This window comes from Lysinibacillus sp. NPDC059133 (genome assembly GCF_042755925.1).
Classification (GTDB): Bacteria; Bacillota; Bacilli; order Bacillales_A; family Planococcaceae; genus Lysinibacillus.
This window is the reverse complement of record NZ_JBHZDH010000062.1, coordinates 17,478-28,640: the sequence shown is the minus strand read 5'-3', so window position 1 is coordinate 28,640 and position 11,163 is coordinate 17,478. Positions and strand designations below refer to the sequence as shown.

Annotated in this window: 9 protein-coding genes, 1 rRNA gene and 1 other annotated feature; of the genes, 8 read left to right on the top strand and 2 right to left on the bottom strand. The window is 38.3% G+C overall.

Translation table 11 applies throughout. The features are described from left to right. The 4 genes from rrf to asnB form a co-directional block, all read left to right on the top strand. Positions 1-76: ribosomal RNA gene (rrf, locus tag ACFXN8_RS26535) — 5S ribosomal RNA — on the top strand; the annotation flags it as partial. 297 nt (positions 77-373) lie between these two features. After that, on the top strand, positions 374-1,837 hold the full coding sequence (gene guaB / locus ACFXN8_RS22945) for an IMP dehydrogenase (RefSeq protein WP_376078362.1): 1,464 nt from the start codon (positions 374-376) through the stop codon (positions 1,835-1,837). A 141-nt stretch (positions 1,838-1,978) separates the two neighbouring features. Continuing rightward, entirely contained in the window at positions 1,979-3,301 is a 1,323-nt protein-coding gene (locus ACFXN8_RS22940) for a D-alanyl-D-alanine carboxypeptidase family protein (protein ID WP_386847803.1), read from the top strand. 142 nt (positions 3,302-3,443) lie between these two features. After that, positions 3,444-5,282 (top strand): asparagine synthase (glutamine-hydrolyzing), encoded by a 1,839-nt coding sequence (asnB, locus tag ACFXN8_RS22935; protein WP_386847801.1) that lies wholly within the window; start codon positions 3,444-3,446, stop codon positions 5,280-5,282. A gap of 25 nt (positions 5,283-5,307) precedes the next feature. Here the strand turns inward: asnB and pdxR are convergent, their stop codons facing one another. Then, positions 5,308-6,732, bottom strand: a complete 1,425-nt coding sequence (pdxR, locus tag ACFXN8_RS22930; protein ID WP_376078354.1) for a MocR-like pyridoxine biosynthesis transcription factor PdxR — start codon at positions 6,730-6,732, stop codon at positions 5,308-5,310. 105 nt (positions 6,733-6,837) lie between these two features. Between pdxR and pdxS the strand changes: the two genes are divergently transcribed. The 3 genes from pdxS to serS all read left to right on the top strand — a co-directional run bounded on the left by pdxS (position 6,838) and on the right by serS (position 9,911). Then, positions 6,838-7,722, top strand: a complete 885-nt coding sequence (gene pdxS / locus ACFXN8_RS22925) for a pyridoxal 5'-phosphate synthase lyase subunit PdxS (protein WP_376078352.1) — start codon at positions 6,838-6,840, stop codon at positions 7,720-7,722. 1 nt (position 7,723) lies between these two features. After that, positions 7,724-8,287 (top strand): pyridoxal 5'-phosphate synthase glutaminase subunit PdxT, encoded by a 564-nt coding sequence (pdxT, locus tag ACFXN8_RS22920; RefSeq protein ID WP_376078349.1) that lies wholly within the window; start codon positions 7,724-7,726, stop codon positions 8,285-8,287. 49 nt (positions 8,288-8,336) lie between these two features. Next, positions 8,337-8,560 (top strand) — a binding site (T-box leader). Between the two features lie 70 nt (positions 8,561-8,630). Next, entirely contained in the window at positions 8,631-9,911 is a 1,281-nt protein-coding gene (gene serS / locus ACFXN8_RS22915) for a serine--tRNA ligase (RefSeq protein WP_386847798.1), read from the top strand. A gap of 143 nt (positions 9,912-10,054) precedes the next feature. Here the strand turns inward: serS and tadA are convergent, their stop codons facing one another. Continuing rightward, positions 10,055-10,567, bottom strand: a complete 513-nt coding sequence (tadA, locus tag ACFXN8_RS22910) for a tRNA adenosine(34) deaminase TadA (RefSeq protein ID WP_386847796.1) — start codon at positions 10,565-10,567, stop codon at positions 10,055-10,057. Between the two features lie 260 nt (positions 10,568-10,827). On the opposite strand from tadA, the gene ACFXN8_RS22905 reads away from it, so the two are divergent. Continuing rightward, a complete protein-coding gene (locus tag ACFXN8_RS22905; protein WP_376078336.1) occupies positions 10,828-11,163 on the top strand; it encodes an ArsR/SmtB family transcription factor in 336 nt (111 codons plus the stop codon).

Genomic DNA, 11,163 nt, shown 5'->3' with positions numbered 1-11,163 from the left:
CGAACACGGAAGTTAAGCTCTTTAGCGCCGATGGTAGTTGGGGGCTTCCCCCTGTGAGAGTAGGACGTCGCTAGGCAATGTAAACAGTCAGCTGTATGCTGGCTGTTTTTTTTTTTGAAAAACCTTAATAATTTATCAATAATTCCACAAAACTTGCTTAAAATAAGAAGAGCTTAACTAATCCTTATATATTAAATGTAGAAAAAATTAAAAAGTCTACATTTTCTTCAGTGTAAAAAAGGAGAAAAGGCTATCAGAGATGCCGCTTAGAAAAATCTGAATTGTCTTTCTTTTATAAGTTTCTTGACAGTAGCTTAGCACGTTGTTAATCTTACAATTAATATTCTTTTAACTATAGGAGGACGTTACGAAAATGTGGGAAACTAAATTTGCCAAAGAAGGTTTAACTTTTGATGATGTATTATTAGTACCAGCCCATTCAGAAGTATTACCGAAAGATGTTGATTTATCAGTTCAACTAACACCGAAGATTAAATTAAATATTCCAACGATCAGCGCAGGCATGGATACAGTTACAGAATCTAAAATGGCAATTGCTATGGCACGTCAAGGTGGTATCGGTATTATCCATAAGAACATGTCACTCGATGAGCAAGCTGAGCAAGTAGAAAAAGTAAAACGTTCTGAAAATGGTGTTATTACAAACCCATTCTTCTTAACTCCGACTCACCAAGTTTTCGATGCTGAGCATTTAATGGGCAAATACCGAATTTCTGGTGTACCAATCGTTGATAGTATGGAAAACCAAAAGCTAGTAGGAATCATTACAAACCGCGACTTACGTTTTATTTCTGACTATTCTTTAAAAATTGAAGATGTTATGACAAAAGAAGATTTAATTACAGCTCCTGTTGGAACGACTCTAGAGGATGCTGAAAAGATTCTTCAACAATATAAAATCGAAAAGCTACCAATTGTAGATGAAGAAGGTAAATTAACTGGATTAATTACAATTAAGGATATCGAGAAAGTAATTGAGTTCCCTAACGCTGCAAAAGACATCCATGGTCGTTTATTAGTAGGAGCAGCAGTTGGTGTTTCAAAAGATACGATGATACGTATTGAAAAGCTTGTTGAAGCACAAGTAGACATCGTAGTAATCGATACAGCTCACGGTCATTCTGAGGGCGTATTACAAACAATTCGTTCTATCCGTGAATCTTACCCAGAGCTTGAGATTATCGCTGGTAACGTGGCAACAGCTGAAGGTGCACGCGCATTATTTGAAGCTGGTGCAGATGTAGTGAAAGTTGGTATTGGACCAGGATCTATTTGTACTACTCGTGTCGTAGCCGGTGTAGGTGTACCACAAATTACAGCTGTTTACGATTGTGCAACAGTAGCACGTGAACTTGGCAAAACAATTATTGCTGATGGAGGCATTAAGTACTCTGGTGACATCGTAAAAGCTCTTGCAGCGGGTGGTAATGTTGTAATGCTTGGTTCACTTCTTGCAGGTACTTCTGAATCTCCTGGTGAAACTGAAATCTTCCAAGGTCGTCGCTTCAAGGTATACCGTGGTATGGGTTCAATTGGAGCTATGGAAAAAGGTTCAAAAGATCGTTATTTCCAAGAGGATGCGAAAAAATTAGTACCTGAGGGTATTGAAGGTCGTCTTCCTTACAAGGGACCTCTAGCGGATACTATTTATCAACTAATCGGTGGTATTCGTGCAGGTATGGGCTATTGTGGTTCAGCTAACCTTGAGTTCTTACGTGAAAATGCTCAGTTTGTTCGAATGACAGGTGCAGGTCTACGTGAATCACATCCACATGATGTACAAATCACAAAAGAATCACCAAACTATTCGATGTAATATATTACTAGCAACTTTTATGCTCTCGAATCGTCTACAAAGATGACACGAGAGCATTTTTTTATGATAGAGAGTGCGCACGGACATTACTATATATGATAAAATGTCGAGGAAAAGAATATTTTTTGGAGGGCTTTAAAGGTGAAAAAGACAATGAACACTGTCATTCGCTTACTCCTAATTCCTGTTTTGTTATTTAGTGTTTTAGCAGGTATTCCAGCGAAGGCAAATGCAGAAACAGATTTAGGACTACAAGTGGATGCTGCAATTTTAATTGACGCAGATTCAGGAAAAATTTTATATGAACAAAATGCAGATACTTCACTAGGTATTGCGAGTATGACAAAAATGATGACTGAATACCTGTTATTGGATGCAATTGATGCAGGTACAGTTAAATGGGATCAAGAATATCACGTAACTGAATATACGTATAAAATGTCTCAAAACCGTGCATTAAGTAATGTACCATTGCGTAGAGATGGAACTTACAAAATTCAAGAATTATATGAGGCAATGGCAATTTACTCTGCAAATGCTGCTACAGTCGCAATAGCAGAAACAATTGCAGGTACTGAAACTGAGTTTGTAAAGCTAATGAATAAAAAAGCAGAAGAGCTTGGTCTTACAGGCTATAAATTCGTGAATTCTACTGGTCTTAACAATGAAGATTTATTTGGTATGCAGCCAGCTGGTACTGGACCAAATGATGAAAATGTAATGCCTGCTAAATCTGTAGCTAAATTAGCATATCATTTACTAAAAGATCATCCAGACGTATTAAAAACGTCTAAAATTGCAAAAAAGACGTTCCGTGAAGGTACAGAGGATGCAATTAAAATGGAAAACTGGAACTTTATGTTGCCAGGTTTAATATTCCAATATCAAGGCGTTGACGGATTAAAAACAGGTACAACAGACTTTGCGGGTCATTGCTTTACAGGTACAGCAGAGCGCAATGGTACACGTTTAATTTCTGTAGTTATGAAGGCTGTAGGAGAGGATCCAAAAAAAGCGCGCTTCGATGAAACAGCTAAATTGTTTAATTATGGTTTCTCACAATTCTCGAAACAAGAAATTATTCCTGCAAACTATAAGTTTAAAGATCAAGAAACAGTAAAAGTTACAAAAGGTAAAGAAAACAAAGTAGCGATTGCTGTTAAAGAACCAATTTCATTTATGGTCAAGTCATCTGAGAAAGATTTATATAAACCTAAACTAGTATTAGATAAAAAGAGTCTTGAAGCAGAGGTTAAGAAGGATACAGTTGTCGGGAAGGTAGTTATTGAGCGCTCAGAGGGCACAGATTACGGTTTTATTGACGGTAAGGACCTTAAAGCTGATGTTGTCACAACAGAGGCTGTGGAGCGTGCTAGTGGTATCTCATTATTCTTCCAAGGTATTGGTAGCTTCTTCGGAAACTTATGGAGCAGCATTACTGACTTTGTTGGTGGCTTATTCTAACTTCTTTCACGAAAGAAGTTAAAGCCTCCGGCGGATTAATAATTAACTTAAAGAACACGTAGATGTTTTCTAACATCTATGTGTTCTTTTTCACGTTTTTTCGCTCTACTGCATACGCTATTAGGCGAAAGGATGTGGCTAAATGTGTGGCATTACAGGATGGGCTAGCTTTCAAAAGGATTTAAGAACAAGTAATGAAACTCTAAAGTTAATGACGCAAACATTAAATAAACGAGGGCCTGATGATGAAAATATTTGGTGTAGTGAGTATATTGCATTTGGCCATCGTCGGCTAGCTGTCATAGATTTAATCGGTGGGAAGCAACCGATGAAAAAAGTACATGATGGTGCAAACTATGTCATTACATATAATGGCGAGCTTTATAATACAGAAGAATTAAGGAAAGAGCTCCAAAATCGAGGGCATGTTTTGACAACGCACTCAGATACGGAAGTATTATTAACTGCTTATATTGAATGGAAAGAGCAGTGTGTTGATTTTTTAAATGGAATTTTCGCTTTTGGTATATGGGATGAACAATCACAATCTCTTTTTTTATGCCGAGACCGACTAGGTGTAAAGCCTTTGTTTTACACAGAACAACAAGGCGGTTTGCTTTTTGCCTCCGAGGTGAAAGCATTATTGGCTCATCCATTGATTAAAACAACCGTTAATACGGAAGGATTAGCAAATATTATGGCTGTAGGGCCGTCTAGAACACCCGGAAAGTCACTTTTTCAAAATATTAGTGAGCTACGTCCAGGATATGCAATGCGTTTCTCTAGGGAGGGTATACGAGTTTGGCAGTATTGGCAGTTACAAAGTAAACGACATGAAGAGTCATTAGAGGAAACGATCGATCATGTCCGTTTTTTGCTAACGGATGCTATTGAACGACAGCTTGTTTCAGACGTACCGATTTGTACATTTCTTTCAGGCGGATTAGATTCCAGCATTATTACTGGCATTGCGGCAAACAGGTTTCATGAACAAAATAAAGGTATGCTCCATACGTATTCTATAGACTATGAGGATAATGAACGCTTCTTTAATCCACATGCTTTTCAAACATCAACAGACACGTATTGGATTCAAAAAATGACAGATACATTTAGTACAACACATCATGCTGAGGAAATTTCTCAGCAGCAATTAATCGATTGGTTAGTAGAATCTGTCGTTGTTAGAGATTCACCAGGGATGGCAGATGTAGATTCATCGTTATTATGGTTTTGTCGAGAAATAAAAAAAGACTTTACCGTTGCACTATCGGGTGAATGTGCAGATGAAATTTTCGGCGGCTATCCATGGTTTACAGAAACGACAACAGGTTTTCCTTGGATTCGTTCACTGTCTGAAAGATCAACAATGTTGCAAGAGCGGTGGCGTAAGAAATTAACAGTTGAATCATTTGCACAACATGCATATTCGCAAACAATTGCTGAAGTACCATATCTTGATGGAGAGAGTATTGAGGAAGTAAGGCAACGTGAAATGTTTTATTTGAATATGGTCTGGTTTATGCAAACATTGCTGGAACGAAAAGACCGTATGAGCATGGGGGCGAGTCTTGAAGTTCGTGTTCCATTTGCAGATCATCGACTTGTGGAATATGCGTGGAATATTCCTTGGGAAATGAAAAATTTAGGCGGTATAGAAAAGGGTTTGCTTCGTAAGGCAATGGAACATTTATTGCCAGAAGAAGTTTTATATCGGAAAAAGAATCCGTACCCAAAAACTTATCATCCAGTTTATACAGCAGGTGTTCAAAAATGGCTAAGAGAAATAATGGAGGATAAAAATTCAATTCTTCATGAATTATTTGAGCGACAGAAGCTAATAGGGCTAATTGAATCTGGTGGCAGTTCTTTCAAAGTTCCTTGGTATGGACAATTAATGGCAGGTCCACAGCTTTTAGCCTATCTCGGGCAAATTCATACATGGTTTAAGCTTTATAATATTCAACTAATTGAATCATAATATAAAGGAAACACCGATCAACCTTTTAACGTGAGGTTGATCGGTGTTTTTTCTGTATATCCCAACAGCTCATTAGCTTTTCAATCGAAGGTTCAATTTCATGTACAGGTATACCTCCAAAACCTAGTAAAAATTGAGCTTGTGAGGGTGTGGCGTGATCCAGGCGATAATCAGATAGTGGATAGATTTTGATTTCCGCATTGGAGGCAAGTTGTTGTAATTGCTTTTCAGACAAAGTATGTTGTACATCGAGTAAAATATGCATTCCGGCTTGCTCGCCAGTAATGTTAATTTGATTAGAATAGTTTTCTAAAATAGAAGTAAGTTTTTCATGCTTTTTTCGATAAACTTTCCTCATTCGATTTAAATGCTTTGCAAAATGGCCGTCACGCATAAAATTAGCTACGATATGTTGATCAAAACGAGGTACTGTTGATGAATAGTAATTAAATACATCATTATAAGTAGCAAGTAATTTTGGTGGAAGTACAAAATAAGCAACGCGCAAGGACGGCATTAATGATTTTGTAAATGTACTCATATAAATGACTTTATCATTTCGATCTAATGCATGAAGTGCTGGAATTGGTTTTCCAGTATAACGAAATTCGGAATCATAATCATCTTCAATAATGTATCGAGAGGAGCTTTGTGCGGCCCAATTTAAAGCTTGTGCACGTCTTGTAGCTGATAATACTGCTCCTGTAGGGAATTGGTGTGATGGCGTAATATAAACGACGTCAGCGCTAGTTTTTTCGAGCTCATGAATGACAATTCCTTCATCATCGACTGCAATTGGATAGACTTTTCGTTTATGCTGGGAAAACATACGATGCACAGCTGGATATCCTGGGTTTTCAAGCGCAAAGCAAGTATCGTCACCGAAGAGGCGCAAGATCATTGGTAGAAGCTGTTCTGTTCCTGAGCCGATGACAATTTGCTCGGGACTACAAACAACTCCGCGTGATTGAAATAAATAATTAGCAATCTCCGTTCGTAAAGATAGTTCTCCTTGAGGTTCACCTGTTAATAATAATTTCTTTGAGGCATCATCAAAGAGCTCTTTCGCATATTTCCGCCATGTTTGAAATGGGAAGGCATCAATATCGATAGAACCAGGATTAAAATCTATCTTGTACGATTTTTTCTTAGGTTGTTCGTGTAAAGAAGCTATTGTGTCCTGCTGAATATATGGAAGTTCGTCAATTTCCTCTACAAAATAACCGACGCGGGATTTAGACATAATATAGCCTTCTGCAAGTAGCTGTGCATATGCAATTTCAATAGTTGTTTGAGAAATATTCAAAAAATCGGCTAATTTTCTTTTTGATGGTAATTTTTCTCCTACTGCAATTTTCTTTGAAATAATAGCTTCTTTAATGCCGCTATAAAGCTGGTCATAGAGCGGTTTTCCACCATTTTTTTCTAGTTGGAATAAAAGCATGTCCATGTTCATCAATCCTCCTGACCTTATGGATATTTTATAAACTGGATATTTTTATATGGTCAATTTCGATTATACTAAATTTCATCATAAAGGTGGAGGTTAGAAATCATGAGACAAACAGGTACAGAATTAGTTAAGCGCGGGATGGCAGAAATGCAAAAGGGTGGCGTCATTATGGATGTTATTAATGCAGAGCAGGCGAAAATTGCGGAAGCAGCAGGAGCTGTAGCTGTCATGGCATTAGAACGAGTACCATCAGACATTCGTAAGGCGGGTGGTGTAGCACGTATGGCGGATCCTCGTATTGTCGAGGAGGTCATGGGGGCTGTATCCATTCCCGTAATGGCTAAGGCACGTATTGGACATATTGTAGAAGCAAGAGTGTTAGAAGCAATGGGTGTTGATTATATTGATGAAAGTGAAGTATTAACTCCAGCGGATGAGGAGTTTCATTTATTAAAAAGTGATTATACAGTGCCTTTCGTTTGTGGGTGTCGTGATTTAGGAGAAGCAGCTCGACGCATTGGTGAAGGGGCTTCCATGTTACGAACTAAAGGGGAACCAGGGACGGGAAATATTGTAGAGGCTGTTCGTCATATTCGTAAAGTAAATGCGCAAGTACGTAAGGTAGTTGGTATGACAGAGGACGAATTAATGACAGAGGCTAAATTGCTTGGTGCTCCTTTTGAATTATTAAGAGAAATTAAACGTCATGGCCGTTTACCAGTCGTGAATTTTGCAGCAGGTGGAGTTGCTACGCCAGCAGATGCAGCATTAATGATGGAGCTTGGAGCTGACGGTGTATTTGTTGGTTCTGGTATTTTTAAATCAGAAAACCCAGAGAAATTTGCTCGTGCAATTGTAGAAGCCACTACACATTATAAGGACTACAAACTAATTGCTGAGATTTCAAAAGAGCTAGGCGTTCCGATGAAAGGCATCGATATTGCACAGCTTAGTCAAAATGAGCGTATGCAAGAGCGAGGCTGGTAAGATGAAGCGAATTGGTGTTTTAGCATTACAGGGAGCGGTACGAGAGCATGTGCAAATGTTAGAGTCTCTCGGATGCGAAGCTGTTTTAGTAAAACAAAGAAGTGATTTAGAGAAGCTTGATGGACTTGTCTTGCCTGGTGGAGAAAGCACAACGATGCGGAAATTGCTGAATCGATATGAGCTAATAGAGCCAATTCGCACACTTGCAAAGGAAGGTTTACCGATGTTTGGAACATGTGCCGGATTGATTTTATTGGCAAAGGAATTAGTGGATTATGAATCACATTTAGCAGTAATGGATGTGGTAGTTGCACGGAATTCTTATGGACGTCAGGTCGATAGCTTTGAAGTGAAGCTCGACATACCTGAAATAGGTGAGGCTATTCCGGCTGTCTTTATACGCGCGCCACATATTGTTTCCGTAGGTGAAGGTGTTGAAGTATTAGCAGAGCATGATGGGAAAATCGTGTTAGCAAAGGACGATCATTTATTAGGCTGTTCCTTCCATCCTGAATTAACGTCAGATGCACGGATTCTTGAATATTTTGTATCTTCTATGGTATGACTTGCAAAATCTCAATTCATATAGTACAGTATGGATAAAATTTAAATAACTGAACACGATGATGGGAAGTAGTAACAAGCACGTTTTTTTTAGAGAGTCAGCGGGTGGTGGAAGCTGATAAAAGCACTTGTGAATCCGTCCTGGAGTTGCGCAGTCGAAGTTAATGAAGTAGGCTGTCGCCGGCTGAAATGCCGTTATGAAATAAGTGGATTAGACAAAGTACAATGTGTCTAATCAATTAGGGTGGCAACGCGGGTAGCTCTCGTCCCTTTTGGGGATGAGGGCTTTTTTGTGTTTCCACTAACTATTTTCCCATCATTAAGAATCTACTGGAGGTATGACGATGTTAGATATTAAACGCGTGCGCGACAATTTCGCGGAAATTAAAGAAATGCTATTAACACGTAATGAGGATTTAGGAAACTTAGACGACTTTGAACAATTAGATGCAAAGCGTCGTGAATTAATTGCAAAAACAGAAGAGCTTAAAGCTGAACGTAATAAAGTATCTGAGCAAATTTCTATCATGAAGCGTAATAAAGAAAATGCGGATGAAGTTATTGCACGTATGCGTCAGGTTGGCGATGAAATTAAAGAGCTAGATGTCCAATTAAATGATGTAGAAGAACGTTTTAAAGATATGATGATGCGTTTACCAAACGTTCCACATGAATCTGTACCAGTTGGCACAACTGAGGACGATAATGTAGAGGAATATACTTGGGGTGAGATTCCAACATTTGATTTTGACATTAAAGCACACTGGGATATCGCTACGGACTTACAAATTGTAGACTTTGAACGTGGTGCAAAAGTGACTGGTAGCCGTTTCTTATTCTATCGTGGCCTTGGTGCTCGTTTAGAACGCGCATTAATGGCATTTATGATGGACTTACATGCAGAAGAGCATGGCTATGAAGAAATGCTACCACCTGTAATTGTCAATCGTGATAGCTTAACAGGTACAGGACAATTGCCTAAATTTGAAGAAGATGTCTTTAAATTAGATGACACAGATTATTTCATGATTCCAACAGCAGAGGTACCTGTGACAAACTTCTATCGTGATGAAATTTTACCAGGTGAAGCATTGCCACAGGGCTTTGCGGCATATAGTGCTTGCTTCCGTTCAGAGGCGGGTTCTGCGGGACGCGATACACGTGGTTTAATTCGCCAACATCAATTCAACAAAGTAGAATTAGTACGCTTTGTAAAACCAGAAGAATCTTATGAACAGCTAGAATTATTAACAGGTCATGCAGAAAAAGTACTGCAATTATTAGGGTTACCATACCGCAAACTAAAAATGTGTACAGCTGATTTAGGCTTTACTGCAGCGAAAAAGTACGATTTAGAGGTTTGGATTCCAGCTCAAAATATGTACCGTGAAATCTCTTCATGCTCTAACTTTGAAGATTTCCAAGCACGTCGAGCAAATATTCGCTTCCGTCGTGAGCCAAATGCAAAACCAGAGTATGTACACACATTAAACGGCTCAGGTCTTGCAATCGGCCGTACAGTAGCAGCAATCCTAGAAAACTATCAACAAGCTGATGGAAGCGTAGTGATTCCAGAGGTATTAGTTCCATATATGGGCGGTAAAAAAGTAATCGCTCCAAAGTAAACTGAGTCGAAAAATGAAAGAAAAGAAACTACTGTTGAAAATTTAATCTCAACAGTAGTTTTTCTTTTTTATGCTAATGATCTTAAACTATACATAAATTGGAGGCTAGTGTTCTTTAGAATTACTACTACAAAACTTTCCTCTTAATCATTTTCAACAATTAAAGCTTGTCGTGCTTTTTTCTCGGCTTTTTTTCGTTCGCGTAAAACTCTGAAAAAATCGGTTAAGATTTGTCCGCATTCCTCGGCTAAAATTCCTTCAGTTACTTCACACTCATGGTTAAAGCGTGCATCGTTCAATAAACGATAGAGTGAATCTACACAGCCTGCTTTTATATCTCTTGCACCATATACAACACGCGGCACACGGGATTGTAAAATTGCACCTGCACACATAGGACAAGGTTCAAGTGTCACATAGAGTGTTGTTTTTTCGAGGCGCCAGCTACCTATTTTTTCACAAGCCTCTTGAATAACCATTAATTCAGCGTGCGTCGTTGCATTTTGTGTTGTTTCTCGTAAATTATGAGCCCGTGCAATAATCTCTCCATCATATACAAGTACAGCTCCTATTGGCACTTCTCCAAGTAAAGCTGCTTTCTTAGCTTCTTCCAGTGCACTGTTCATAAACAATCGGTCTGTTTCAAAAATATCCACTATGATCTCTCCTTATCATTTAGTGTATCTTGCTTAATTGACAATTGCTACTATCAAATATGTCTCGGCATCATTGTTGCTGCCGCTGCGCTTTCGCTACATAAAACATTTGTTGCTGCCGCTTTGCTTTCGCACAGATAAACAATGTGTCCGGATTCAGTAGTAAGAAGTTAAAACGTTGACATTTCCAATACAACCATTTATATTTATATATGAATACATGCTCATATATAAATATAAAAAGGTTAGGGGTAAACTAAATGGATGAAAAAATACAAAATACAGAGGTTCAGATTAACAAAGAGCAACATTTAGATGAAGAAACGCTATTCGTCGTGTCTCAAACATTTAAAGCATTAAGTGATCCGACAAGAATTCGCATTTTAAATTTATTATGTACAGATGAACATTCAGTCAACGACATCGCTGAAATTTTAGATTTAGGTCAATCAACAGTTTCACATCAGTTACGTTTTTTGAAAAATTTACGGTTAGTGAAATATAGAAGGGAAGGCACAACCTTATATTATTCAAAAGATGATGATCACATTATGAATTTATTGAAGCAAGCTATTGAGCATGCTGCACATAACTAG

Coding starts and splice junctions, on each gene's coding strand:
- guaB (WP_376078362.1), top strand. CDS start 374: ATGTGGGAAACTAAATTTGCCAAAGAAGGTTTAACTTTTGATGATGTA.
- asnB (WP_386847801.1), top strand. CDS start 3,444: ATGTGTGGCATTACAGGATGGGCTAGCTTTCAAAAGGATTTAAGAACA.
- pdxR (WP_376078354.1), bottom strand. CDS start 6,732: ATGGACATGCTTTTATTCCAACTAGAAAAAAATGGTGGAAAACCGCTC.
- pdxS (WP_376078352.1), top strand. CDS start 6,838: ATGAGACAAACAGGTACAGAATTAGTTAAGCGCGGGATGGCAGAAATG.
- pdxT (WP_376078349.1), top strand. CDS start 7,724: ATGAAGCGAATTGGTGTTTTAGCATTACAGGGAGCGGTACGAGAGCAT.
- serS (WP_386847798.1), top strand. CDS start 8,631: ATGTTAGATATTAAACGCGTGCGCGACAATTTCGCGGAAATTAAAGAA.
- ACFXN8_RS22905 (WP_376078336.1), top strand. CDS start 10,828: ATGGATGAAAAAATACAAAATACAGAGGTTCAGATTAACAAAGAGCAA.